The 23,576-nt window shown below is 56.8% G+C and carries 25 protein-coding genes; 7 read left to right on the top strand and 18 right to left on the bottom strand.

Annotated features, from left to right (window positions below):
* The first annotated feature begins 134 nt into the window (after positions 1-134).
* Positions 135-257, top strand: coding sequence for a hypothetical protein (locus UB90_RS23250; protein WP_005611692.1), 123 nt, complete (start codon positions 135-137; stop codon positions 255-257).
* Positions 258-501: 244 nt separating this feature from the next.
* Here the strand turns inward: UB90_RS23250 and UB90_RS11360 are convergent, their stop codons facing one another.
* A complete protein-coding gene (locus UB90_RS11360; protein ID WP_065325864.1) occupies positions 502-954 on the bottom strand; it encodes an iron-sulfur cluster assembly scaffold protein in 453 nt (150 codons plus the stop codon).
* Positions 955-1,013: 59 nt separating this feature from the next.
* Here UB90_RS11360 and hisI point away from each other — a divergent pair, with 59 nt between their 5' ends.
* Complete coding sequence (gene hisI / locus UB90_RS11355; RefSeq protein WP_065325863.1) at positions 1,014-1,403, top strand: phosphoribosyl-AMP cyclohydrolase; 390 nt, start codon at positions 1,014-1,016, stop codon at positions 1,401-1,403.
* Positions 1,404-1,416: 13 nt separating this feature from the next.
* Here hisI and gluQRS read toward each other — a convergent pair whose 3' ends face one another.
* Genes gluQRS through trmFO form a run of 3 tightly spaced genes read right to left on the bottom strand, consistent with a single transcriptional unit; the run spans position 1,417 to position 4,253 of the window.
* Complete coding sequence (gene gluQRS, locus UB90_RS11350) at positions 1,417-2,265, bottom strand: tRNA glutamyl-Q(34) synthetase GluQRS (protein WP_065325862.1); 849 nt, start codon at positions 2,263-2,265, stop codon at positions 1,417-1,419.
* The gene (locus tag UB90_RS11345; protein ID WP_065325861.1) at positions 2,262-2,876 is read right to left on the bottom strand and encodes a class I SAM-dependent DNA methyltransferase; all 615 of its coding nucleotides are present in this window, start codon (positions 2,874-2,876) and stop codon (positions 2,262-2,264) included. Before UB90_RS11345 ends, gluQRS begins: the two co-directional genes overlap by 4 nt.
* Before the next feature lie 36 nt (positions 2,877-2,912).
* Complete coding sequence (gene trmFO / locus UB90_RS11340; protein ID WP_065325860.1) at positions 2,913-4,253, bottom strand: methylenetetrahydrofolate--tRNA-(uracil(54)-C(5))-methyltransferase (FADH(2)-oxidizing) TrmFO; 1,341 nt, start codon at positions 4,251-4,253, stop codon at positions 2,913-2,915.
* A 401-nt stretch (positions 4,254-4,654) separates the two neighbouring features.
* On the opposite strand from trmFO, the gene UB90_RS11335 reads away from it, so the two are divergent.
* Complete coding sequence (locus tag UB90_RS11335; RefSeq protein WP_065325859.1) at positions 4,655-5,077, top strand: PaaI family thioesterase; 423 nt, start codon at positions 4,655-4,657, stop codon at positions 5,075-5,077.
* A 54-nt stretch (positions 5,078-5,131) separates the two neighbouring features.
* On the opposite strand, the gene speE is transcribed toward UB90_RS11335, so the two are convergent.
* The 3 genes from speE to UB90_RS11320 all read right to left on the bottom strand — a co-directional run bounded on the left by speE (position 5,132) and on the right by UB90_RS11320 (position 6,939).
* Positions 5,132-5,986 (bottom strand): polyamine aminopropyltransferase, encoded by an 855-nt coding sequence (gene speE, locus UB90_RS11330; protein WP_065325858.1) that lies wholly within the window; start codon positions 5,984-5,986, stop codon positions 5,132-5,134.
* Complete coding sequence (gene speD / locus UB90_RS11325) at positions 5,983-6,489, bottom strand: adenosylmethionine decarboxylase (protein WP_009176470.1); 507 nt, start codon at positions 6,487-6,489, stop codon at positions 5,983-5,985. The genes speE and speD overlap by 4 nt, the downstream gene beginning before the upstream one ends.
* A gap of 219 nt (positions 6,490-6,708) precedes the next feature.
* Complete coding sequence (locus tag UB90_RS11320; RefSeq protein ID WP_005611666.1) at positions 6,709-6,939, bottom strand: DUF1127 domain-containing protein; 231 nt, start codon at positions 6,937-6,939, stop codon at positions 6,709-6,711.
* A gap of 92 nt (positions 6,940-7,031) precedes the next feature.
* On the opposite strand from UB90_RS11320, the gene UB90_RS11315 reads away from it, so the two are divergent.
* The 3 genes from UB90_RS11315 (at position 7,032) to rpsI (ending at position 9,570) form a co-directional block, all read left to right on the top strand.
* Positions 7,032-8,447, top strand: coding sequence for an aminotransferase-like domain-containing protein (locus UB90_RS11315; protein WP_005611664.1), 1,416 nt, complete (start codon positions 7,032-7,034; stop codon positions 8,445-8,447).
* A gap of 173 nt (positions 8,448-8,620) precedes the next feature.
* Positions 8,621-9,079, top strand: a complete 459-nt coding sequence (gene rplM, locus UB90_RS11310) for a 50S ribosomal protein L13 (RefSeq protein ID WP_005611662.1) — start codon at positions 8,621-8,623, stop codon at positions 9,077-9,079.
* Between the two features lie 5 nt (positions 9,080-9,084).
* A complete protein-coding gene (gene rpsI / locus UB90_RS11305; protein WP_005611659.1) occupies positions 9,085-9,570 on the top strand; it encodes a 30S ribosomal protein S9 in 486 nt (161 codons plus the stop codon).
* A gap of 125 nt (positions 9,571-9,695) precedes the next feature.
* Here rpsI and UB90_RS11300 read toward each other — a convergent pair whose 3' ends face one another.
* The 10 genes from UB90_RS11300 to guaA all read right to left on the bottom strand — a co-directional run bounded on the left by UB90_RS11300 (position 9,696) and on the right by guaA (position 21,223).
* Positions 9,696-11,846 (bottom strand): methyl-accepting chemotaxis protein, encoded by a 2,151-nt coding sequence (locus UB90_RS11300; protein ID WP_065325857.1) that lies wholly within the window; start codon positions 11,844-11,846, stop codon positions 9,696-9,698.
* Between the two features lie 138 nt (positions 11,847-11,984).
* Positions 11,985-12,602 carry a TetR/AcrR family transcriptional regulator gene (locus tag UB90_RS11295; protein ID WP_005611651.1) on the bottom strand — a complete coding sequence of 206 codons (618 nt, stop codon included), beginning with the start codon at positions 12,600-12,602 and terminating at the stop codon, positions 11,985-11,987.
* The gene (ppk2, locus tag UB90_RS11290; protein ID WP_065326094.1) at positions 12,595-13,464 is read right to left on the bottom strand and encodes a polyphosphate kinase 2; all 870 of its coding nucleotides are present in this window, start codon (positions 13,462-13,464) and stop codon (positions 12,595-12,597) included. The genes UB90_RS11295 and ppk2 overlap by 8 nt, the downstream gene beginning before the upstream one ends.
* Positions 13,465-13,516: 52 nt before the next feature.
* On the bottom strand, positions 13,517-14,491 hold the full coding sequence (locus tag UB90_RS11285; RefSeq protein ID WP_065331969.1) for an alpha/beta fold hydrolase: 975 nt from the start codon (positions 14,489-14,491) through the stop codon (positions 13,517-13,519).
* 9 nt (positions 14,492-14,500) lie between these two features.
* Positions 14,501-15,439, bottom strand: a complete 939-nt coding sequence (gene metA / locus UB90_RS11280; RefSeq protein WP_005611646.1) for a homoserine O-acetyltransferase MetA — start codon at positions 15,437-15,439, stop codon at positions 14,501-14,503.
* A gap of 45 nt (positions 15,440-15,484) precedes the next feature.
* A complete protein-coding gene (locus UB90_RS11275) occupies positions 15,485-16,357 on the bottom strand; it encodes an ATPase (RefSeq protein WP_065325855.1) in 873 nt (290 codons plus the stop codon).
* Between the two features lie 159 nt (positions 16,358-16,516).
* Positions 16,517-17,623, bottom strand: coding sequence for an OmpP1/FadL family transporter (locus UB90_RS11270; RefSeq protein WP_065325854.1), 1,107 nt, complete (start codon positions 17,621-17,623; stop codon positions 16,517-16,519).
* Positions 17,624-17,754: 131 nt separating this feature from the next.
* Positions 17,755-18,648, bottom strand: a complete 894-nt coding sequence (locus UB90_RS11265; RefSeq protein ID WP_065325853.1) for a DMT family transporter — start codon at positions 18,646-18,648, stop codon at positions 17,755-17,757.
* 60 nt (positions 18,649-18,708) lie between these two features.
* On the bottom strand, positions 18,709-19,380 hold the full coding sequence (locus tag UB90_RS11260; protein ID WP_065325852.1) for a hypothetical protein: 672 nt from the start codon (positions 19,378-19,380) through the stop codon (positions 18,709-18,711).
* A gap of 280 nt (positions 19,381-19,660) precedes the next feature.
* Complete coding sequence (gene guaA / locus UB90_RS11255) at positions 19,661-21,223, bottom strand: glutamine-hydrolyzing GMP synthase (RefSeq protein WP_065325851.1); 1,563 nt, start codon at positions 21,221-21,223, stop codon at positions 19,661-19,663.
* Positions 21,224-21,459: 236 nt separating this feature from the next.
* Here guaA and UB90_RS11250 point away from each other — a divergent pair, with 236 nt between their 5' ends.
* A complete protein-coding gene (locus UB90_RS11250; RefSeq protein WP_065325850.1) occupies positions 21,460-23,004 on the top strand; it encodes a trimethylamine methyltransferase family protein in 1,545 nt (514 codons plus the stop codon).
* Between the two features lie 20 nt (positions 23,005-23,024).
* Here UB90_RS11250 and UB90_RS11245 read toward each other — a convergent pair whose 3' ends face one another.
* On the bottom strand, positions 23,025-23,357 hold the full coding sequence (locus UB90_RS11245) for a DUF6477 family protein (RefSeq protein ID WP_065325849.1): 333 nt from the start codon (positions 23,355-23,357) through the stop codon (positions 23,025-23,027).
* Between the last annotated feature and the right edge of the window lie 219 nt (positions 23,358-23,576).

Raw genomic sequence — 23,576 nt, 5'->3', positions numbered from 1 at the left:
GGAAGGCGCTCTTGTCTTTGTTCTACTTTGTTCGCAAATGTTCTCAAAAAGTTCTTTACACGACTCGCGCAAAATGAGAACAAAAGGACAACAAGGCGTCACGAACGCATGACAGAGATCGAGGAGGTTTCCAGATGGTTACGCAATTCAAATCCGCACTGCGCAATTCACAGTCCACCCTGCTGCAGGATGCCGTTGGCGCAGCCTCGCTGGTTGTGATGCTGGTTGTTGGTCTGCACCTGCCGGGCCTGATCTAAGCGACGTCTTCACGCCTTTTGTAACCCGTTCACAGTTTCCTTTGTGCTGTCATGCCGGGAACACCAGCCTCAAGTCCCGTAAGGATCGATTGCCTGTTCGATCCGCACCAGAGTTTTCCCTCCGGTGTTTGGTGTCTCCCGGGTCCCGCATGACCGTGCTTTGACTTACCGCCGCCATCTGCCCGGATGTGCGGCGGTTTTTTCTTGTTTACTGCTGTTTAGGAGAGAATGGCACCGCGGCAGGTCAGGCGCAGTCGGCCTTTTGTGCGGTCTGCATTGCCTCCAGCGTGGCCTCTAAGGCCAGCATAATTGACGCGTGCCGGTTCTTGAATTCCCGGGCCGGGATCAGGACTTCGAGTCCCTCAAATGGGGCATCCGGGGCAGGGCAGCCTTCGGTCAGCATCGCTTTGAGCTGATCGCGCGCTGTTTCAACCTCACCCGTGCTGCGCCCGATGATCGCCGCGCCGACAACCGCGGCTGAGGCTTGCCCGAGCGCACAGGCTTTGACGTCCTGTGCAAAACGCGCGACTTTGCCATCCTCCAGCGCCACATCCACCGTCACAGTTGATCCACACAGGGGCGAGCGGCGCTTTACCGTCGCATCGGCATGTTCCAGCCGTCCCTGATGCGGGATATCCGCCGCAAGAGCGAGGATCTTGGTGGAGTAGAGCTTGATCAGGTCGGTTTCGCCGGACATGTCGTGTTCCTGGGTTTCCCTAAGGCCGTGTTCCCCATACATAGGGGCGCGCCCCTGAGATGCAAAAGGTTTTTGACATGCAAGATCTGGTGAAATTTTCGCCCGAAACACTCACTTACAATGAGGCCGGTCTGGTGCCCTGCATTGCGCAGGACGTGGAAAGCGGCGAAATCCTGATGATGGCTTGGATGAATGCGGAAAGCGTTGCCAAGACTTTGGAGACCGGGCGGGTGACCTATTGGTCACGCTCACGCCAATCGTTCTGGATCAAGGGCGAGAGCTCCGGCCACGTTCAGGAGTTGGTAGAACTGCGCATCGACTGTGACCGGGATGCGCTGTTGGCGATGGTGCGGCAAACCGGTCCTGCTTGCCACACCAATCGACGCAGCTGTTTCTACACCGCAGTGCGCGATGGGGACGAAGTTGAGATTATGACGCCAATGGCCTGATAATTCTCTCTTTTCAATCCAATCCGACGAGCGCTCTGATGTCTTGCGGACTGGCACCTTCGGCACGATATTTCGCAATCGCGCGGGCGTCATCCCGCTTGGCGAGGCGCTTGCCCTGCGGATCGCGGATCAGTCGGTGGTGGTGATAGCGCGGCACGGGTAGATCCAGGAGGGCTTGCAGAACCACATGGATTTGCGTGCTCTCAAACAGATCTGCCCCACGCACTACATCGGTAATCCCCTGATCTGCATCATCCACCACCACGGACAGGTGATAGGAGCTGCCCATATTGCGGCGCACGAGAATGATGTCGCCCACCGCCTGAACCAAGTGGTCCCGTTCGAGTGAAATACGCCCGCCAAGATCCTGCGATGTCTCAAAAAAAGCCAATTGATGGATCTGCTGCAGCGCGGCCGCCATATTGAGGCGGATCACATCATTCGGACCGGCCTCCGCCATGCCGCGCTGGCGACAGGTTCCGGGGTAGATCCGTCCATCGGGGCCGAACTGCGGCACGCCTTCTTGGGGCGCGCCCGCAGCCAGCTCAATATCGGAGCGATTACAACGGCATGGATAGGTCAGGCCACGCGCATTGAGCCGTTCCAACGCCGCACGGTATCGTGGCAGGCGATCTGATTGGCGCAAAACGGGTGTGGGCCACGTCAGGCCTAGCCACGTCAGATCCTCATAGATCTGCCCCTCCCAAGAGGCACGGGCGCGGGATTGGTCGATATCCTCAATGCGCAGCAGGAACTGACCGTTCTGCTGTTTGGCCATATCGGACGCGAGCAGCGCGGAATAGGCATGTCCGAGATGCAGTGGCCCCGTCGGAGACGGAGCAAAACGAGTGGTGAAGGTCACACTTTTTCAATCACATAGACGTCAGCGTTCAAGTTGAGGCCCGGTAGGTGTGGGCCATTTTCCTTGAATAGCAACCGGGCTGCCCCGCAATCAAGCCATTCATTCATCGCACCGATGTAGCTGGGATCGGCAAGCGCATGATCGTTCAGAGAAAATGCCAGTAGATCGCCACGGTTTAATCCATGCATCAAATGCCCAAAGACGGAGGCCGGTGCCGCCCCGGTACCCAGCACGCCACAGGCGACAACGGCTTTGTAGACACCTGATTTGAACGGCGTGCTGCTGTCGGGATCGATCTGTGTCAGGTTCCTGTGCGCGCCCTTGCTGCGGGCGACGTTCAGCATTTCCTGCGAGGGATCAACACCGTCTATGGTCTCATATCCAACCCGGCGCAGCGCAATCCCGGAGAGCCCGGTCCCGCAGCCAAAATCCAACAAAGGCACAGACGCATCAGGCAGCACGGACCAGAGCGCATCCGCAATCCGGCCGGGAGTCGCATAATTATTTTCAGCGATTTCCGCATCATAGCTGGCTGCCCAGCGATTGTAATGATCGACAGTCTCTTCAACTGTATTGAGACCGTAGACCTTTTCGAGGAACTTTTCAGTCATGATCCCAGTCTAAAGCCGGGATCATGCGCGCGTCCATCAAAAGTTTTGCAGCCAGTCCTGCCACGCCGCCTTGGCGCGGTCGGTATAGGCTTTGTAGCGGTCCTTGCGCCCGCGACGCCCACCTTTCAGCCCGTCAACAGGGCGGAACAGGCCGAAGTTCACATTCATCGGCTGAAAGGTTTTGGCCTCAGCGCCACCAGTAATGTGATGGATCAAGGCCCCCATGGCACTGTCCTGCGGCACGTGCGGTAACTCTTTGCCGAGGATTTCCGCAGCCGCAAAACGCCCGGCCAGCAACCCCATCGCAGCACTTTCGACATAACCCTCGACGCCCGTGACCTGACCGGCAAAGCGGATGTTGGGCTTTGATTTCAGCCGCATCTCGTGATCCAGCAATGTGGGCGAATTCAGGAATGTATTGCGGTGTATGCCGCCAAGGCGTGCGAAACTAGCGTTCTCCAGCCCAGGAATCATACGGAAAACATCAGCTTGTGCGCCGTATTTCATCTTGGTCTGGAAGCCGACGATATTAAACAGCGTACCCAGCGCATTGTCGCGGCGCAGCTGTACCACGGCCCAAGCTTTCTCGTCCGGTTTATGCGGATTGGTCAGGCCCACGGGTTTCATCGGGCCATGGCGCAGGGTCTCGCGCCCGCGCTCTGCCATCACCTCGATCGGCAGGCAGCCGTCGAAGTATCCGGCCGTCTCTCCCTCATGGAACTCGGTCTTATCGGCGGCCAGAAGCGCGTCGATGAAGGCCTCGTATTGATCCTTGGTCATCGGGCAGTTGAGGTAGGCGGTGCGCTCTTCCTCGGTTTCGCCCTTATCGTATCGCGACTGCATCCAGGCCTGCGACATGTCGATGCTGTCGGCGTAGACAATCGGGGCAATGGCATCGAAAAACGCCAGTCGCTCCGCGCCAGTCTCGCGCTGGATTGCCTCACCCAAGGCAGGCGAGGTCAGCGGGCCGGTGGCAAAGATCCACTGACCGTCCGCTGGCAGGTCGGTGACTTCCTCGTAAGAGATCCGCACGTTGGGCAGTGCCTTGAGCTTGGCCGTCACGGTTTCCGCAAACGGGTCGCGGTCTACGGCCAGGGCACCACCGGCGGGCAGGCGATGTTCGCCCGCTGTGGTCATGATCAGACCATTGGCCGCGCGCATTTCCCAATGCAAAAGGCCCACGGCGTTCTGCTCATCATCATCCGATCGGAAGGAGTTGGAGCAGACCATCTCGGCGAGGTTGCCAGTCTGGTGGGCAAAGGTTTCAACCTTGGGCCGCATCTCGTGGATCACCACGTTGACGCCCATGTGGGCCGCCTGCCAGGCGGCCTCGGATCCGGCCATTCCGCCGCCGACGATATGAAGCTCTTGTGTCATGACAGGGCACATAGGGCAGGTGGCCTGCGGGCGCAATATCGCCCGGTGGTCATCGGTGCGGGGAGGTGGAAATAATTAGGGCCGCAGCTTCGTGGACGTCAAACCCGGGTGAGAGATCCGGTAGGAGGGACGATCCGAAGCAGCGGCCCGAATTGCGGCAAGCCAGTTGGCCTGCCCAACTCTTGCCACTTTCTTGCCTTCTTTAGAAGCCTCAATATGGAAACAATATCGCGCCATTCGTAAACAAAGGCTGAATTGTCCGAAAATTTTAGGAAAAATCACCACAAGTTCTGAGGCCGTGAAAGGCAGGATCTGAAATGCCGTGGCGTTTTATGCAAAATTTCTTGAGCGCCGCTTCACTGCGTGCAGACTGACGATCAGTCAGCGGCGGAGGCTCCGGGATGGAATTGGTTTTTGAAAAAGAGGGGCTGAGCGCCTATTTGGAGGATGTTTTCCCCCAGATCCGGGGGGAGTTCAGCATAGATGAGCTGAGTCCCGGTGCGATCACCATGCGCCTGAATGTCCAGGATCGGCACCTGCGTCCAGGTGGCACCGTGTCGGGGCCTTCGATGTTCGCGCTCGCCGATGTTGCCGTCTATGCGCTGGTGCTGGCGCATCTGGGACGCGAGGCGCTTGCGGTCACGACCAATGCCTCGCTCGATTTCATGCGCAAACCCGAAAGCGGCTGCGATCTGCTGGGGCAGGCGCGACTGCTGAAGCTTGGCCGGACTTTGGCCGTGGGGGATGTACTGCTGTTCTCCGAAGGAAAATCCGCGCCGGTTGCCCGCTCCACCATGACATATTCGATCCCGCCGAAACGATAAAAGCGCCCGCGGGTTGCTCCGCGAACGCTCTTTAAGTGTCCTGTTCAACCTGTTTCAAGGGAACAGTTTTTTGACATACCCCGGCAGGGCAAACGCCGCCTTCTGCACCTCAGGCGTGTAGTAGTCGGGGGTGAGGTTCGCGGCGACAAAGCGCGCCTCGAGCGTTGCCAGATCTACATTGCGCGCCTTGGTCGAGTGGCTGCCCCAGCCAAGCGCCATCGGGCCGCCGACATAGGTCGGAATGGTGGCGAGATAACAGGTCGCGTCCTGAAACAGCGCCTGAAAGGCCCGCATTGTATTGGTCAGCTCGTCCCCTTGCATAAAGGGCACGCCATTCTGGGTGACGATAATGCCGTCCTCGGTCAGGACGCGGGCGGCATGGCCGTAGAATGTATCTGTAAACAGAACCTCACCGGGGCCGATCGGGTCGGTGGAATCAACAATGATGACGTCGAACTTATCATCGGTCTCCTTCATGAAGACCGCGCCATCGTTGATCACCAGATTGAGCCGCGCGTCGTCAAAGGCGCCCTGGCTCAGCGTTGGCAAGTATTCCTTGGAAAAATCGACAACGCCAGCGTCGATTTCCACCATGGTGACATGCTCGACCGACGCGTGTTTCAGCACCTCGCGGGCAATGCCGCCATCGCCGCCGCCGATGATCAGCACGCGTTTTGCGGCCCCATGCGCCAGGATCGGCACATGGGTCAGCATTTCATGATAGATGAAATTGTCGCCTTCGGTGGTCTGAACCACGTCATCGAGCGTCAGAACGCGCCCGAAGGTGCCGTTCTGAAAGACCTTGAGCCGCTGGTGCTCGGTCTTGCTGTCGTAATACATTTCGCTCACCCGTAGGGATTGGGCGAAATGATCGTGCAGGCGTTCGGTGTTCCAGACCTCATCCGTCATGCTGCGATCTCCTTGGCGACGATTTCCTCGCCGCGCAACAGTTCGCGCACCTCGACCACATCGGTCTCAAAGGCGGATTTTAGCACATCGACGGCCTTCCATGGCTCTGCATCGCCACACATGAAGACGTCAAATGCGCCGTAGCCAATTTCCGGCCAAGTGTGCACGGAGATATGGCTCTCGGCCAGCACGGCCACACCGGATACGCCCTGCGGCGAGAATTTATGGGTGTGGATATGCAGCAGGGTTGCGCCGCAAACCTCGACCATCTTGCGAAAAGCGTCCTCAATCCGGGTCTGACAATCCAGACCGGTGCCTTTCATCACTTCGATGATCAAATGGGTGCCGGCAAAGACCTTGCCGTCGCGACGGATGAAGTGATCCTCCCGGTCGGCGTCGACCAAAGAGTTCACAATAGCGGTGGGTACACCGCGGGCGGTATCTTCCTCATGGGCGCCTGTCTCCAGACCGATCCCCAGTTGGAAGAGGTTGGCGTCAGACATGACACTCCCCTTCGTTCCAGTAGATGACAATCCAGACGGTCCTTAGCGCCCCCCCGAATAAGAGTTCAGGGTTGGGATCGGTACCGAAAGTGAGGGGCAGATAGGAAAGCGCAAAGATTCGATCAAGGCAAAAATTTATGAAAGTCGCTTTGCACTGTCAGGAATGAAAAAAGGCCGGAGACGAGCTCCGGCCTGCCAGTTGGTTCTGTGCCCCGGGGATCAGGGTCTCCAGAACGGAAGAGTTCCTTCGCGCATGGCGTCCTCTCGTTGGAGGCCGATATCGCGCAACTGATGGGCGTCGAGGCGGCTCAGTTGGCGGCGGGTGCGCTTTCGGACGGACCATTTGGTGACCAGAACCGCAAATCCGATCGCCGCTTCAGCAACCATCGGCAGGGCCGGACGGTTGGTCAGATAGGCAAGGTGTGTCGGGTGTTCTGTCACATTTGTCATGGTCTGTCTCACATTTTGTATTGATGCAATCTGAATGTACTGGCATGTAATGCGTACAAAACGTGATACGGATTGTCTAAGCGGAGATTGTGATGGGTACAATTTGGCCCTCCACCTTGACCGGATCGTTGGCCGAAAAGCCCGGCCCGAAATACAAACGAGTCGCAGATACGATACGATTGGCGGTCGAGAGTGGTACATTGCAGGTGGGGTCGAAACTGCCACCTGTGCGGGAGTTGGCCTATCAGCTCAGCATTACACCGGGCACCGTCGCGCGCGCCTATACCATCCTGACTGACGAAGGTATCCTGCAAGCAGAAGTTGGGCGTGGCACCTTTGTCGCAGAGCGTGAAACGGCTGTTATGGATGACGTGTGGTCGCGCCAATTGCATCTGCTGGAGCGCTCCAACCCCAATCATGTCTCGCTCTTCAGTCCGCGTCTTGTGGATGTCGGACAGGTCAAACTGATCCGTGAAGCCCTGCGTAAAGCGGCGGATTGTGATCGTTTGGCACTGCTGAATTACCCGACACGGGATGCTTATCAGCCTGTGCGGCAAGCGGTGGTCGATTGGTTGTCAGATACGCCGCTTGGCCCCCTGACGGAACGAGATGTCGTGTTGACCCATGGCGGGCAGAACGCGGTTATGACCGTCATGCAGGCGATCCTCAAGGATAGCAATCCCACCATTCTGGTCGAGGATCTGTCCTACGCCGGGTTTCGTCGTGCGGCAGAGATACTGCGAGCTAAAGTTGTGGGCGTAGCCATTGATGAATACGGGATTGTGCCCGATGCGCTTGAGGCGGTGATCAAAAAATCCGGCGCGGCGGTGCTTTGTACCAGTCCCGAGGTTCACAATCCCACCGGTACATTCACGCCGCTTGAACGGCGAAAGGAAATCCTCGCGATCTTGCGGCGACACAATGTGCAGCTGATCGAGGACGATTGCTACCGTATGGGAGAGGCGCGTGCGCCGACCTACCGGGCGCTTGCACCGGAACTCAGCTGGCACGTGACCTCTATCTCCAAATCACTGACGCCGGCGCTGCGTGTTGGGTTTGCGATTGCGCCAGTTGGCAAGTCTGCGGATCTGCGCCGAGTTGCGGAATATGGTTTCTTCGGTCTGGCGCAGCCTTTGGCAGAGGTCACACGTGTGTTGCTGTCAGATCCGCGCAGCAAAAAACTGGTCCAGACTGTCCGCGATGAGATGGCCGAATATGTCCGGGTTGCGGTAAACGCGCTGGGGGCCTTTGAGTTAACGTGGGATTCACAGGTGCCGTTTCTGTGGCTTCGGCTTCCTTCGGGGTGGCGTGCTGGGGCTTTTACCCGTGCAGCCGAAGGGCAGGGGGTGCAACTGCGCTCTGCTGATGAGTTTGCCTTGCGCGATGGGCGAGCGCCAAATGCGGTGCGCATCGCCATCAACGGACATGTCACATTGGCGCGATTTGAGGATGCAATGCTGCGTTTGCGTATGCTTTTGGACAACCCACCTGAGCAAATCAGCGTTTGAACGCTCTAAAATGTGGGGTATTTTGATACCTATTTTTTAAACCATTGAAATTGCTAATTTTTATGTGGTTTTGCTATGTTGACTGTTGTGTGACAGCGCCGTAAACCCCGTCCATCGAATTCAGATGGAGTCGCTTGCGGCGCTATCGTCACGACAAACAGGATTGACCTGACATGAAAACCTTCTCTGCTACCCCGGCAGACATCGACAAGAAGTGGATCATCATCGACGCCGAGGGCGTGGTGCTGGGCCGTCTTGCGTCGATCGTTGCCACCCGCCTGCGCGGCAAGCATAAACCGTCGTTCACCCCCCACATGGACATGGGCGACAACGTAATCGTCATCAACGCTGAAAAGATCCAGATGACCGGCAAGAAGCGCGAAGAGCACTTCTACTGGCACACTGGCCACCCGGGCGGCATCAAATCCCGCACCAAGCAGCAGATCCTCGAGGGTGCACACCCAGAGCGCGTGGTCATGCAGGCCGTTAAGCGCATGTTGCCGGGCAACCGCCTGTCCCGTCAGCAGATGACCAACCTGCGCATCTACGCTGGTGCTGAGCACCCGCATGAAGCCCAGAGCCCCGAAGTTCTGGATGTCAAATCCATGAACAAGAAAAACACCCGGAGCTAATGACGATGGCTGATCAGATCAACACTCTCGAAGAGCTGGGCGCTGTCGCAGGCGTCGAAACCGCAGCCGAAGAGCTGGCCCCGCGTGAGCCCGTTCGTGACGAGCTGGGTCGTTCCTACGCCACTGGCAAGCGGAAAGACGCAATTGCACGCGTTTGGATCAAGCCGGGTTCCGGCAAGGTCGAAGTGAACGGCAAAGAGATCAACAAATACTTCGCACGTCCGGTGCTGCAGATGATCCTGCGTCAACCCTTCACCGTTGCCGGTGTGGAAGACCAGTTCGACGTCTACGCAACCGTCAAGGGCGGTGGTCTCTCCGGTCAGGCCGGCGCGGTTAAGCACGGCATCTCCAAAGCGCTGCAGCTTTATGATCCCTCCCTGCGTGGTGCACTGAAAGCCGCAGGCTTCCTGACCCGCGACAGCCGCGTTGTGGAACGTAAGAAGTTCGGCCGCCGCAAGGCCCGTCGTTCCTTCCAGTTCTCCAAGCGTTAAGCTGCTGGATCACATCAATATGCAAAAGGTCGCCTTTCGGGCGGCCTTTTCTTTTGTCGTGTCGGCCTGAAACCGCGTCTTTGCCGCGCCACTTGCCCTAGCAGCTAGGCTGGCTGATCGCAGGTTCAACTGGCACGGGGCAGAGCGATAGCCTCGTCGTCCGCTGAGGGCTCAGTCTGCGCAGGGGCCGAAGCCGTCTGATCACTGTGAATTTTGAACCGCTGCACAATGTCTCCCAACTGCTGGGCGTTGGTGTTGAGCATATTGCTGGCGGCTGTCGTTTCCTCAACCATCGCCGCGTTTTGTTGCGTGACCTGATCAAGTTGAACAACGCCGGTGTTGATCTCCTCCAGACCTGTGGATTGCTCCGCAGCACCTTCGGCGATTTCGCTCACCAGAGTCGAGATATGCGTGACCTGGGTTACGATGCTCTCAAGCGCCTGGCCTGCATTGCGCACCAGATCGACGCCGCGTTCAACCTGAAGCGAGCTGTTTCCAATCAGTGACTTGATCTCCATTGCCGCATCCGAGGATCGCTGTGCCAAAGCACGGACTTCGGATGCAACAACCGCAAATCCACGTCCCGCTTCGCCAGCGCGCGCGGCTTCGACGCCAGCATTCAAGGCCAGAAGATTGGTCTGGAAGGCGATATCGTCGATCACACCGATAATCTGTGCAATCTGTTCTGAGCCCTTTTCGATCTCCGCCATCGCCTTTACGGCGTCTCTGACCACCGTGCCGCTTTGGGTGGCTTCGGTCTTGGCATCCTCTGTGGTGCGTTCAACGGTACGCGCGCCATCTGCCGCAGATTTGACGCTGGCGGTCAACTCTTCTAGGGCGGCAGCGGTTTCCTCAAGCGTGGCCGCCTGACTTTCGGTGCGATGCGAAAGGTCGCTTGCCGCCTGATCGATTTCCGCAGCACCGGATCGCAGACTGCTGGCTGCCTCAATCACCCGTTCTATCGACTCACGTAGCCGTCCGATGGTTTGGTTGAAGTCTGCGCGCACATCTTCGTAATCAGCGGGGAAGGTGTTGTCGAATTTGACCGTCAGATCTCCGTCGGACAGGCGCGAGAATCCATTGCGCAGTTCACTCACAACAAAGTCCTGCTCTTTTTTGCGCTTGCCTTGTTCGACCTCCAGCGCCTTGGCGTCGCGGATCATTTGCAACGCCTCTTGCTTGAAGGTGTAGATCACACGGGCCATGCGGCTGAGTTCGTCTTTGCCATCGATACCATCGACGTGGATATCGTAGTCCCCCTTGGTGAAGCCTTCGACCACTGCGGTCAGCCCATGGATACGTTTGATGACTTTTTCAAACATGATGACGGCGAATACCAAACACCCCAAAGCGGCAACCGCACTCAGAATCGCAAACTTGCGAAATGCAGTGCCCGCGCGTTGTTCGATGCTGGTCGAAATCTGGTTGATTTCAGTGGCGAGACGTTCTTCTTCTGCCCTGAGGGCATTGATCCAATTGGTAGAAATGGCAAACCAACCCGGTGCTGTCAGATCGCCGAAGTCACCGCTTTCATAGCCATCCACAATCGTTTTTCGAGCCTGCGCAATCTGGGCGTATTCTTCTTTTGTCAAAAGCTCCGCCATCCAGACGTCCATATCAACCAATGCGTCCACCTCGTTAAGATGCGCCGTCTGCGCGCCGCCCAGAGAGACAAAACGATCATGCAAGGGCAGACCAAAACCGCCCCCAAGACCGGTAGCGCCCATAGCGCGTTCCAGCCCTGCGGCTTCTTTTGCTGCACCGAGTAACGTCCGCGCCTGAGCCAACATCTGCAATTTCTGAGAGGGCGATGCCGATTGTACAGGGCGCGCCAGATCGAGCATCATGCCAATGGTGGAAGTGTAGAACTTTGCCATTTCCGGCACGGTGAGTTCAAACCCATCAACCTGTTGACGCATATCTGCAAGCTGCTCCGTACGAGCGCGCACCATGTCCGACAGCTCAGGTTTTTTGAGCGCGAGAGAGCGCACGTCTGAAAGGACGGTTTTCAGTGCTTCATCCGTCATCTGCCGCTGTTCAGACAGCTCTTGTGGAAAGTTCTTGCCCTTCGATGCGATGAAGCCTGCGGAATAGCCGCGCTCTTTTTGCATCTCGTGAACAAGTGTGTTGACCAGCGTCTCTTCGAGCGTTTTTTCCCGTGTTTCGCGCGCAAGTGAGTAGTCGTCCCACTGCATCTGCAATTCGTCTACAGCAAAAAAACAGGCCAATGCGATCAGCGGGCCGATCACCAGAAACATTACCAATCGCAGACGCATAGCAGACTCCTCGAAATGACCGCGAACGGAGCCGAAACTAGGGAAGGGCTATTAACTCATGCTGAAACAAGAATAAGTCTAGCGTTAAAAGCGTCAGACCTTTTTCAAGTGCTTAATTGTTGTGCATGTAGGGAGGTGTCAGAGGTCTGGGTCAATCAATCCCAACCCGCGCAGATAGATCCCGATCCCCGTTTCCAACAGATCCTCCGGTGCATAGGGAGAAGCGGTGCCGGGGGCGTTTCGGGCGTAGAGCTCTACGACGCCGTGGCTCATGGCCATGATGTGGGCCGAAAACATCGAAGCAGGCGGGCGTTTTTCCGCCGGGATATGCTGGCTGAGTTTTGTCGCAGCATGTTCCAGAACCCCGCGCGCGCGGCTTGCTGCCTCTGCAAGTTCGGGTGTCCGATTTGCAGACACACCGCTTTCAAACATCGCAATATAATGACCGGGATGTTTGCGCGCAAAGGCGAGGTAGGCACGGCCAGTGGCCTCAAACGCCGCAAGGGCAGAGGGCTGATATTTGTCATAGGCATGCTGCATGAGATCCGCAAACATCAAGAACCCTTGGCGCGCAGCCTCGGCAATCAGGTCCTCTCGCCCCTCGAAATGGCGATAGACGGCAGCCGGGGTGACGCCGGCCTGCTTGGCGGCCTCAGAAAGGGTGAACCCCGTCGGGCCCTTCACCTCAATGAGGCGAAGCGCAGCCTCCACAAGAGCCTGACGGAGATTGCCGTGATGGTAGCCGCGTTTAGCCATCCCAGATTTCGGGGCCTCCGCAAATCAAAGGATCGGCCGATCCAATCGCGTCCTTGTCTTTATTGGCGTAGTCTACCGACTGTAGCACGTGGCGGATCGCTTCGAGGCGGGCGCGTTTTTTGTCGTCAGATCGCACGATTGTCCATGGTGCGTGGGGGCTTTGACTGCGCTCCAGGGTTTCCTCGATGGCCTTGGAATAGGCGTCCCAGCGTTTCAGCCCCTCAACATCGATCCAGCTGAGTTTCCATTGTTTGAGCGGATCACGCTCACGGGCGAGGAACCGGCGCAATTGTTCCGCGCGACCCACGTTCAGCCAGAATTTAAAGAGCTGGATGCCCTCATCCACCAACATTTTTTCAAAGTCTGGTACCTGAGAAAAGAAGTGCTCGCGCTGGCTATGGGTGCAAAATTCAAACACCTGCTCCACCACGCCACGATTGTACCAGCTGCGGTCAAAGAACACGATCTCGCCGCCTGAGGGCAGTTGCGAGATATAGCGTTGAAAATACCACTGCGTCGCTTCTGTCTCGGTGGGTTTCGACAGTGCGACGACACGGGCGCCACGCGGATTAAGGTTCTCGCGAAAGCGCTTGATTGTGCCGCCTTTTCCTGCGGCATCACGGCCCTCAAACACGATGGCGACACGTTGGTCTGAGGCCTTTACCGAGGCCTGAAGTTTGACCAGTTCGACCTGCAGCGCCTTGTATTGATCCTTGTAATCCCCTTTGAAGATTTCCGCGTCATACGGATAGCTCGGGTTCAGGATATCGTCCTTGCCCGCGTCATCGATCGCTTTGCGGATCTCTTTGGGCGCAGCTTCCTCAAAATACGCGCTGATTGCTCCGTCAAACGGCAAACTCATATCAGACCCATCCTTTTCTGCCCGCATATTCCTGAAGCATCACTCTTCAATGTTAAAGCGATTGACGCAAGTTTGCGCGTGCTGCGGCCCGGTTCACCGCATCCACAATGGATTGTGTATGGGTCTGATGCGGCATATGCCCAACACCCGGTAGCGGGGTGAGCCGCGCGGTGGAACTGTCCTGCACAAGTCGTTCTGCATGAATGGAAATTCCCACCGTTGTATCGGCCGTTCCATGCACGATCTCGATTGGCATCTCAAGTTGCGGATATAGCGGCGCTATGGCCTCAATCTCTTTCAGCAGGTTGGCGCGTTGTTTGGCATTGGCACGCAAAGAACTGCGGCGTAAGCTCATGGCCAGACCGAAATACTCCGCAAACCCCTCAGGCACCGCTTGCGGGGCAAACACCTCTTCCAAAGAGGAACGCACATAACTATTGGGGACAAAAGCAGTCAGAACGGGCACGATCAACGCGCCGCCAAGGCGCGAGGAGGTCAGTTTATAGAATGTCGGCAACTCCGCATCCCAAGGGTGGGAGACGCCAGAGACATTAACCACTGCGGCGGTGTGCTGAGGAAACTGTGTTGCCCATGCAAGAGCCACTGCACCGCCATAGCTTTGCCCGAGTACAATCGGGCGGTCCACGCCAAGGCTGGCGCTTGCTTTTTGCAGCACAGCGGCTTGGGTTTGGATGCTGGTGCCTTTTTCGGTCAGGGCATCGGAATAGCCCAGCCCCGGGCGATCAAAAATCAGGATGTGATAGGCATCTTCCAATGCAGGCGACAGTCGGAACGTCATGTCCCGGCTGCTGCCATTGGAGCCGTGGATCAACACCAGATCCGGAGCGCTGCCTTGGGGCTGACCACGCTCTACCACATGAACCTGATGGCCATCGACGGTGACAAACTGACCTTGAGGCGGGTGGTTGGCCATCGCCTGCGCTTCGCGCGCAGGTGCGCGCAGAGCGGTGGCAAGACCAAGACCCGCAACGCTGAGCGTCAGGCCAAGAGCAACAATTGCACTCATCCGCACAGATCAGGCCCTGAGGTCCGTGGTATCCAGACCGATGCGCTCCACATCATAAGGGGTGGTCTGGTAAATCTCAGACACCCAGTTGCCATAAAGAAGATGCGCATGGCTGCGCCAGCGGTTGAGCGGACGCTGGCTTGGATCGTCATCCGGGTAGTAGTTGATTGGTACGTTGATCTCGGTGCCGCTGGCGACATCGCGATCATATTCCTGCTTCAGCGTGTCGCTGTCATACTCAAAATGGTTGAAGATATAGAGCGCGCGGTGGCCTTTATCCTCGACGAGGCAGGGTCCGACATCCGGGCTGCCCAACAGCGTCGTCAACCCCGGAGCCGCGTCAATCTCGCGCTGGCTCATCTCGGTCCAGCGAGAGACAGGGATCACAAAATCATCAGAAAACCCCCGCAGGTAGGGCGAGGTCGGCTGCAGGTTCCGATGCCGGAAACAGCCAAAGGCCTTGTGATCCAGCATATGTTTGCGCACGCCGTGGAAGTAATTGATCATCGCCATGCCACCCCAGCAAACGCCAAAGGTGGAGTGTACATTGGTCTGGGTCCACTCGAACACCTCGCAGAGTTCCTGCCAGTAGGTCACATCCTCAAACGGCAAATGCTCAATCGGCGCGCCGGTGATGATCAGCCCGTCGAACTTTTCGTCCCGAACTTCCTCAAAAGGACGGTAGAACTCTTCCATATGCTCGGCGGCGGTGTTCTTTGTCTGGTGCTCGGTCATACGGATCAGCGAGAATTCAATCTGAAGCGGCGTGGCACCGATCAGACGGGCAAACTGGTTCTCCGTCTGGATCTTCTTGGGCATCAGATTGAGAAGGCCGATTTTGATCGGACGGATATCCTGACGCGCCGCGTGATCCGGCGACATGACCATAACGCCCTCGTCCGACAGGACGGAGTAGGCGGGCAGGTCAGCGGGGATCTTGATAGGCATGTCAGGTCCTTCTTTGGTGCGCTAGAGATAGCAGGGTGCTGTTAATTAAGTCTGTTCTGAGCGTGCCTCAAGGGCGGATGCGATCAACTCCTCGAAATCGAGTGTGCTTCGCACCTGTGCCACCTGATCGGCGGTGACGGTCACGCCCCAGTTCCTTGCCATCGCCTCATAGCGGGGCTGACGATGTGCCAATGCCTGAGCATAGGTCCAGCGCAAGAAGGAATGGGGATCAACATCTTCGTCTGAGATATTGTTTTCACTTAGATATTCTTCCCAAACGCGGGTCAGAAAGGCGGGCTGATACGCCATCGGCTTGGGCGCGCGATCAAAGCGACGGATCAGCTCTTGGGTGTGGTCTGCGGTGCCCTTGATCCAGACCAGAAGCGTGTGCGCACTGAGTTCTGTCAGGAGCTTATCGTTGGGATCATCGGCGTCCACCCATTCGCAAATGGAGCCTCCGGAATCGCAAATGAAATGCGGATAGCTATAAATCCGCTCCGAGCGGTCGATAAAGTAGCGCGTGTCTAGCAGTGCGTCGATTTCGGCGCGGCGGAACTGGTCCTGCCGGGTGCGATATTCCTCAATCGGCAAGCCCCCCTTACGCGCATCACCCGGCACCCCAAGATAGGCGGTCACAGCGCTTAGGTTTTCAAAGGTGATATTGGAGGAAATATCAATGGAATCTGACAGCAGCAGGTCGCGCAGGAAGGGAACTTTCATCGCCTCTGCCTTGGCGTTATCGGCGATATATTCACCCATATACCGGGTGCCAATACGGTAGTCGGCAGAGTAGTGAAACCATTGACCGGAATGGCGCAGGATATTGCTGATATAGGTCTTTCCAAGGCCGGACATGCCAAAGAAAAGAACCCGTTTGGAGGGCGCGTCGCGCCACGCCTGAGCTGAGGTATAAAGCATAAAACTGCTGCCTTTTTCGCGGTCTACGCTGCCTTGCTAGACAGGCTGGAGCGGCAGGTCAATTGTGCTTGGCAGGTAACGATGCGCAAGGCATTGCAGCAGCATCAAAAAAGCCCCGCTGATTAAAGCGGGGCTTTGAGCTGTCAACTGATCTTCTATTTAGAAGTAAAAGCCCACTTTGACCGCAAGGCTCAGAGCATCGTTGTCGTTGAAGTTGGCGCGCGCTGAGCCAGCGGTGGCCGCAGCGGCATCACCCAGTTTGGTGTAGCGTACGCCCGCAGCGACTTTCATCTTTTCGGTCTGATACTGCACACCGAGGCGGATGGCTTCCATTCCATGTGTGGGGGCCAGCGGTGACACCAGATTGTCGCCATCGGCATCCTCATAGATATAGGCAAGCGATGCGGACCAATTGTCATTGAAACGGCGGCCCACACCGATGGTGTAGGTGAAGGAGTCGTCGAGATCGATTAGATCACGTCCACCAATCCCAGCTAGAACATTCAGGTCCGTCACGCTATGTTCAGCCCAGCGCACATTACCAAACAGTATAGTGTCTTTGGCGATGCCAGATTGGAAATCGAGATTAACAGACTGAGGAGTTTTGGTCGTATCGCTCGTGTTGAGTGTCGCTCCGCCGAGAGCTAACGGGTTGTTTTCCACCCTATCAAAATTATGTTCAATCTCAGATTGATAGGTCAGCGCAAACCTAAGCGCGATATCTGGAATTTCATAAGCAACACCTGCGACCCAGCCAAAGGCGCCATCACGGTTAACCTTGACGTTGTAACCAGAGAGCGCACCGTAGCCTAAGCCACTGAGTGTGATATCACCGTCGATTTCTTGATAACGCAGGCCACCGTGGACGCTGAAGCGATCATTCAATTTGTAGCGCAGCAGTGCGGTGATCGCGTTGGAATCGGCCCGCGCCATGGTGCCACCGAGGAGGTCCGATCCACCGACGGGGTAGTTCACGTCTACGCCCCAGGGTTGATCGTAGATTACCGCCAAAGACAGCTCTTCGGTAATGTCTGTCTTGAATCCGCCGCTCAGCATATTGAAGCGTTCGCCAACGTCTCCGCTGGGAGCACCACCCCCTATATCTGTACCTGTCAGGTCAACATCTGTTGTCGCGAAAGAAAACTCCGCGTAGGTGCCCTCCTCAAAGATCAGACCGATGGGCTGTCCGGTGCGGTCAAGCCCGCTCGCCATGGCGCTGGACGCCAGAAGCGTCGTAGCAAAAGATGCTGCTATATAATGTTTCATAAATGTCCTCCCTCAGGCGCTTGGCGACATTTTGTGTCGCATCGCGTTCTGCTCTGAGCGTAAAGGGAATGTGACACACCTCGCAATGTTGACGGGACGGCAGCTTGTGTCGCGACAGTGCGTCAATACGGCTACTGTTGCCGGGAGGATACAATATTGATGAAATTGCCCGCGAGAATAAGTGCCGCACCCACGAAGAGCCAGATTTCAACCGACTCACCATAGATCAACCAGCCGAGCAGGGCGATAAAGGGCAGGCGGGCAAAGTCAATTGGCACAACCAATGCGGCAGGAGCCAGTGACAGCGCATTGGTGATGCAAAAGTGCGCACTGAGCCCCGCGCAGCCGATAATCAGGATGAATGGCAGGCTTTGCGCATCGGGTAGGGTGATATCAAAATCCCATCCCGCAAAGAGGATCCCCATGATCAATTGCATCGTGGTGAGCCAGAACATAATCGACCAAATGCTCTCATTTCGAGTTAGGCGTTTGGTGGCGATATTGGTCAGGGCAAAGAAAATTGCCGAACCCGCTGCGCAGGCCAGGCCAATGTTGAATGTCGTAGGGCTTGGCCGGGCCACAATCAGAATACCGATAAACCCAAGCGTGACGGCAATACCGCGCATACGTGTGAGTTTTTCGCCCAGCAACAACGGGGCCAACAGAATGACCCAGATCGGAGAGGTGAATTCCAACGCAAAAACCTGCGCCAACGGAATGACGGATACCGCATAAAACCAAAGGTTTTGACCGGTGAAATGCGCCATATTGCGCAGCCCATGCTGTGCAAGACGCTTGGTGGTGACCATATGCCAACGCCGCAGCACCGTGATCGCAGCAGCAACCACGATGACCCCCACAAAGCTGCGATACATCATGATTTCAAACGTATCGAGCGACAGGCTGGCCTCGCGACCTGCGATCGCCATCGCCGAAAAGGACAAAATCGCGCCGATCATCCAGATCGCAGCGCGCAATAGCGTGTTGTCCTGCTCTGACGCAGGTGTGGTTGCGCTGCCCGGCATGATGGTCCTCGCTGTACTTTTGTGCAGAAAGGGTTAAATGCCCAGCAGCGTCAACCCCGATCAGGCCGCGCGTTGGTCCTGCATCAGATCGAGATCACGCCCTGACGCGATATAATCGTCGACGATGGCCTCCGGATTGAAGTTCAAATTGTGGATATGGATCGCGATTTGCTCGACAAGTTCGGATTGGGCTGAGATCTGATTGGCGTTCTTTTTCTTCGGCAAAACCGGTTTCTGGTGAATGCCCAGCTCTGTCAGAAATTCGGAGGCCGCTTTCTCGCGGGTTACAGTTTCGAGCTGAATTGGCAGGAAGGTCAGGCGATCAGAATAAACGCGTTGATAGTAGACCTGTCGGCACTCCATTTCCAAGGTGTACCATATCGCACATCCCACTTGCCCAAGCTTAAGAAACGGCTCGGATTTCAAAATTCTGTTGGGGTACTGCGGGTCTAGGTACCACTGCCACAACAGCGATATATTGCTGAAATCATGCCGATTGATATAGCTGGCGCATTGCTTGGCCAAATCTCGGCGCAGCACGATGATTTTGGCGTCTTTCGCCCGCGGATGATCCGCAAGCGCCTCAATCAATCCGCATTTTCCCAGCGTATGGTTTGTTTCGCCATAAGGGGCATCCGTGGGTAAAGCGGCGAGCTTATTTGACCAGAACTGGCGCACCTCGGAATTATACCCATAGGTGTTGAAGCTGCGCATCAGCCGAATGCTTGGCATGCGGGTTTCGAAATCCTCGATCGCGAGCGGTTCGTGAATGACGGGAAAACCCAGATTGGCTGAGAGGAAATCTGCAAGCCAAGCCGACCCTGAACGACCCGAGGCGAGAGAAAAATAGAGATCGGAGATGGCACCACTCCCTTATTTGGTGTCCGATCTTCGTATCAGTCCGGGCGTTAATATCAGGTGTGCAAGTTTAGAAAAACAAGCGGGATTTCATGTGCCTATAAAAAAGCCCCGACGCAGTGCACCGGGGCTTGTAAGAGGTGAAGACCTCAGATCATTCCCACTCGATTGTACCCGGAGGCTTTGAGGTGATGTCATAGGTGCAACGGTTGATGCCTTTGACCTCGTTGATGATCCGTGTTGCGGTCTCACCAAGGAATTCATGGCTGAACGGGTAGTAATCCGCCGTCATGCCATCCACCGAGGTGACTGCGCGCAGGGCACAGGCGTAGTCATAGGTGCGGCCATCGCCCATCACGCCCACGGTGCGCACCGGCAGGATCGCCACAAAGGCCTGCCAGATCTCATCATAAAGACCGTGTTTGCGGATCTGGTCGATGTAGATGGCATCCGCCTCGCGCAGGATGTCCAGCTTGTCGCGGGTAATCTCGCCGGGGCAACGGATCGCCAGACCCGGTCCGGGGAAGGGGTGCCGTCCGATGAAACTGTCGGGCAGACCAAGTTCACGACCCAGGGCGCGGACCTCGTCCTTAAAGAGCTCGCGCAGCGGCTCCACCAACTTCAGCCCCATCTTTTCCGGCAGGCCACCGACGTTGTGGTGCGATTTGATCGTTACGGACGGGCCGCCAGAAAAGGAGACCGACTCGATCACATCCGGGTAGAGCGTGCCTTGAGCAAGGAACTCAGCGCCCTCGATCTGATCGGCGTATTTCTGGAACACGTCGATGAACAGCTTGCCGATGATCTTGCGCTTGGTTTCCGGGTCGGACTGACCTTCAAGCTCGCCGAGGAACAGCTCGGTTTCATCTGCGTGGATCACCTGCAGGTTCATGTGGTCGCGGAACATGCCGACGACTTCTTCGGCTTCGTTCTTGCGCAGAAGACCGTGGTCCACAAACACACAGGTCAGCTGATCGCCGATTGCCTCATGGATCAGGGCTGCTGCGACCGAGCTGTCAACGCCGCCAGAAAGGGCGCAGATGACTTTCTTGTCGCCGACCTGTTCGCGGATGGTGTCGACCATCTGCTCGCGGTAGGCCCCCATGGTCCAGTCGCCCGCAAACCCAGCCAGACGCACGAAGTTTTCATAAAGCGTCTTGCCGTTGGGGGTGTGGTGCACTTCGGGGTGGAACTGAACGGCGTAGAAATTCCGTTCCAGATCCGCCGTGATCGCAAAAGGCGCATTGGGTGAGGTGCCGTAAACCTTAAAACCGGGTGCGATTTCAGAGACATGATCGCCGTGGCTCATCCAGACTTGCTCGGTCTGGTCAAGGAACCAGCCGCTGAGCATGTCGATGCGCTCTTCGGTCGGGGTCACATAGGCGCGGCCAAATTCAGCGGTGCCGTGGCCGGACTGAACGGTGCCGCCCAGCTGATGCATCATCACCTGCTGGCCATAGCAAATGCCGAGGATCGGCACACCGTAGTCAAAAATCTCTTGCGGCGCGCGGGGAGAGCCCTCGCGCGTCACGCTGTCAGGACCACCTGAGAAGATCACCGCCTTGGGCGCAAATTCGCGCACGAAGTCCATGGTGACATTCTGATAGGGGTGGATTTCACAATAGACGTTCAACTCGCGCAGGCGGCGCGCAATCAGCTGCGTTACCTGGCTGCCGAAGTCTATAATTAAAAGGCGGTCATGGGCTGTCTCGGTCATGCTTGGCTCTTAGGGTCTGGCGGGACGTCTGGCAAGAGGTCAGATTACCTGCCACCGGGGTTTTCATCTTCTTTCAAGACTTCGCGCGGAACTTGGCAGTCCAAACCGGGCAGTTTGCCGTAAAATCCGGTCTCAGATGTCGCATTTATGCGAGAATAGCCGTTATCCTTCGGCGCGTCTTAATCTTGCTTCGGTAATCAGATTGCACAGAATTCATACTGTCGTGAGGAAGAACAATGACAGATGCAGCACCACGTCGTCGCAGCCGGGGTGGCGGTGGCGCCGCCCGTCGCGCCGAACGCACCAGCGTCAAAATCGAGACAGCGAAGTATATCGAGCGGAATATTCCGAACTACGAGGTGCTGACCGAAGAGGCGCTTGAGGTCATCGAGACCAACGCTGAAACCATCCTTGAGGAAGTCGGCGTCAATTTTGTCGATAATCCCGCCGCGCTGGATCGCTGGCGTGAGGCCGGAGCGGATGTGCAGGGCGAACGGGTTCGCATTCCGCGCGGTTTGGCGCGTAAACTTTGCGCAACCGCACCGAGCGAGTTCACCCAGCACGCGCGCAACCCCGAGAAATCTGTGGTGATTGGCGGCAAGAATCTTGTTCTTGCTCCGGTTTACGGCCCGCCCTTCGTGCGCGATGCCAACGGTGGCCGTCGCTATGCAACCTTGGAAGATTTCCAGAAGTTCGTGAAACTGGGCTATATGTCGAAGTGGTTGCACCACTCTGGCGGGACCGTGTGCGAGCCGACGGATGTGCCGGTGAACAAACGTCACCTCGACATGTTGATGGCGCATATGGAGTTGAGCGACAAACCCTTTATGGGATCAGTCACAGAGCCGAGCCGCGCGCAGGATTCCGTTGACATGTGCGGTATCCTGTTCGGCAAGGATTTTGTGCAGGAAAACACCGTGATGACTTCGCTCATCAACATCAACTCGCCAATGACGTTTGACGATGTGATGATGGGCGCTCTCGAGGTCTACGCACAGAACAACCAAGCCTGCATTATCTCTCCGTTTATCGTCGGGGGCGCGATGGCGCCGGTGACCATTGCGGGCACGCTGACACAGGTTTTGGCCGAGGTTTTGGCCGGTGTTGCTTACAGTCAGCTGATCCGTCCCGGCGCCCCTGTGATCTTTGGGGCGTTTGTGTCCTCAATCGATATGAACTCCGGCGCGCCGACCTTTGGTACACCTGAGGCATCGATGGTCACATATGGGGCAGGGCAATTGGCACGGCGTCTTAATCTGCCGTTCCGCTCTGCCGGGTCTTTCTGCGGCTCTAAACTGCCCGACGCGCAGGCCGCATATGAAACTGCAAACTCGCTCAACATGGGCTTGCTGGCGGGCGTGAACTTCATGCTGCACTCTTGTGGTTGGCTTGAGGGTGGTCTGGTCGCGGATTTTGAGAAATTCGTGATGGACGCCGACCAGCTTGGCGCCCTGCATGGGTTGGCCAAAGGCATCTATATGGATGAAAACGGGCAGGGCATGGATGCGATCCGAGAGGTTGGTCCGGGTGGACACTACCTCGGCTGCGCGCATACGCAGGCGAATTTCAAAACGGCATTCTGGAAGTCTAACCTCTTGGACTACAAACCGTTTGAACAGTGGGAAGAAGAAGGCGCGCGCGACACTTACAAGCTTGCAACTTCCCGCGTGGAGCACCTGCTTGCGACCTATAAGCAACCCGAGCTGGATCCGGCGATCCGCGAGGCTCTGGTTGCCTATGTGGCTGAGAAAAAGGCGTCTATGCCCGACGCCTTTATGTAAGCACAGCCCATTCAGACTGATCAGACGGCGCCCAGTGTGGCGCCGTTTTTTGTTGCCGTCCCTTTTGTGGCGCGCGAAGCAAGATAGACGCGGCTTTCTGCTACAAGCGCGATCAGGACCTCAATGTGGCGCGCAAAGGAATATCCGGGGTTTTGTGATTTGCGCGCGGCTTCTTGTGCGGCTTCGAGGTCCAGCAATTGCATCAGGATCGCAGCCAACCCCTGAGAGGCAGGGCTGCGCAGCAGGCGTTTCAGATCACGATGGCGGACATAATCATCCGCACCAAAGCGGGCGCTGCGCGCCAGCAGACGCGGACGGTTTAACAGTGTGAGCCGTGTATCGAGATCCTGCATGACATTCCCCAGTGAACTTGTGAACGATGAGGGGAATAATATTCAACCTAAGCGGGTGTTGCGAAAATTGACATGTGAGCGAACGGTCTATTTCCGATAGATTTGGCTCTATTGCGTAAATCCCGTGAAGGATTCATCTCGTGAATCCAGCGTGGTAGCTGGGATGCATGAGCAGACCTATGCCCCCGACCTACAGGACTAGGCTCCAGACTCATTGTT

It is taken from the genome of Tritonibacter mobilis, from assembly GCF_001681715.1.
In the GTDB taxonomy this organism is placed as follows: Bacteria; Pseudomonadota; Alphaproteobacteria; order Rhodobacterales; family Rhodobacteraceae; genus Epibacterium; species Epibacterium mobile.
Note: the sequence above shows the minus strand (reverse complement) of the source record. Positions and strands in the feature narration are given on the sequence as shown.

What these genes read in the sequence shown, in the direction of transcription:
- UB90_RS23250 (WP_005611692.1), top strand. Translation starts at nt 135, where the DNA reads ATGGTTACGCAATTCAAATCCGCACTGCGCAATTCACAGTCCACCCTG.
- UB90_RS11360 (WP_065325864.1), bottom strand. Translation starts at nt 954, where the DNA reads ATGTCCGGCGAAACCGACCTGATCAAGCTCTACTCCACCAAGATCCTC.
- hisI (WP_065325863.1), top strand. Translation starts at nt 1,014, where the DNA reads ATGCAAAAGGTTTTTGACATGCAAGATCTGGTGAAATTTTCGCCCGAA.
- UB90_RS11345 (WP_065325861.1), bottom strand. Translation starts at nt 2,876, where the DNA reads ATGACTGAAAAGTTCCTCGAAAAGGTCTACGGTCTCAATACAGTTGAA.
- trmFO (WP_065325860.1), bottom strand. Translation starts at nt 4,253, where the DNA reads ATGACACAAGAGCTTCATATCGTCGGCGGCGGAATGGCCGGATCCGAG.
- UB90_RS11335 (WP_065325859.1), top strand. Translation starts at nt 4,655, where the DNA reads ATGGAATTGGTTTTTGAAAAAGAGGGGCTGAGCGCCTATTTGGAGGAT.
- speE (WP_065325858.1), bottom strand. Translation starts at nt 5,986, where the DNA reads ATGACGGATGAGGTCTGGAACACCGAACGCCTGCACGATCATTTCGCC.
- speD (WP_009176470.1), bottom strand. Translation starts at nt 6,489, where the DNA reads ATGTCTGACGCCAACCTCTTCCAACTGGGGATCGGTCTGGAGACAGGC.
- UB90_RS11320 (WP_005611666.1), bottom strand. Translation starts at nt 6,939, where the DNA reads ATGACAAATGTGACAGAACACCCGACACACCTTGCCTATCTGACCAAC.
- UB90_RS11315 (WP_005611664.1), top strand. Translation starts at nt 7,032, where the DNA reads ATGGGTACAATTTGGCCCTCCACCTTGACCGGATCGTTGGCCGAAAAG.
- rplM (WP_005611662.1), top strand. Translation starts at nt 8,621, where the DNA reads ATGAAAACCTTCTCTGCTACCCCGGCAGACATCGACAAGAAGTGGATC.
- rpsI (WP_005611659.1), top strand. Translation starts at nt 9,085, where the DNA reads ATGGCTGATCAGATCAACACTCTCGAAGAGCTGGGCGCTGTCGCAGGC.
- UB90_RS11300 (WP_065325857.1), bottom strand. Translation starts at nt 11,846, where the DNA reads ATGCGTCTGCGATTGGTAATGTTTCTGGTGATCGGCCCGCTGATCGCA.
- UB90_RS11295 (WP_005611651.1), bottom strand. Translation starts at nt 12,602, where the DNA reads ATGGCTAAACGCGGCTACCATCACGGCAATCTCCGTCAGGCTCTTGTG.
- ppk2 (WP_065326094.1), bottom strand. Translation starts at nt 13,464, where the DNA reads ATGAGTTTGCCGTTTGACGGAGCAATCAGCGCGTATTTTGAGGAAGCT.
- UB90_RS11285 (WP_065331969.1), bottom strand. Translation starts at nt 14,491, where the DNA reads ATGAGTGCAATTGTTGCTCTTGGCCTGACGCTCAGCGTTGCGGGTCTT.
- metA (WP_005611646.1), bottom strand. Translation starts at nt 15,439, where the DNA reads ATGCCTATCAAGATCCCCGCTGACCTGCCCGCCTACTCCGTCCTGTCG.
- UB90_RS11275 (WP_065325855.1), bottom strand. Translation starts at nt 16,357, where the DNA reads ATGCTTTATACCTCAGCTCAGGCGTGGCGCGACGCGCCCTCCAAACGG.
- UB90_RS11270 (WP_065325854.1), bottom strand. Translation starts at nt 17,623, where the DNA reads ATGAAACATTATATAGCAGCATCTTTTGCTACGACGCTTCTGGCGTCC.
- UB90_RS11265 (WP_065325853.1), bottom strand. Translation starts at nt 18,648, where the DNA reads ATGCCGGGCAGCGCAACCACACCTGCGTCAGAGCAGGACAACACGCTA.
- UB90_RS11260 (WP_065325852.1), bottom strand. Translation starts at nt 19,380, where the DNA reads ATGCCAAGCATTCGGCTGATGCGCAGCTTCAACACCTATGGGTATAAT.
- guaA (WP_065325851.1), bottom strand. Translation starts at nt 21,223, where the DNA reads ATGACCGAGACAGCCCATGACCGCCTTTTAATTATAGACTTCGGCAGC.
- UB90_RS11250 (WP_065325850.1), top strand. Translation starts at nt 21,460, where the DNA reads ATGACAGATGCAGCACCACGTCGTCGCAGCCGGGGTGGCGGTGGCGCC.
- UB90_RS11245 (WP_065325849.1), bottom strand. Translation starts at nt 23,357, where the DNA reads ATGCAGGATCTCGATACACGGCTCACACTGTTAAACCGTCCGCGTCTG.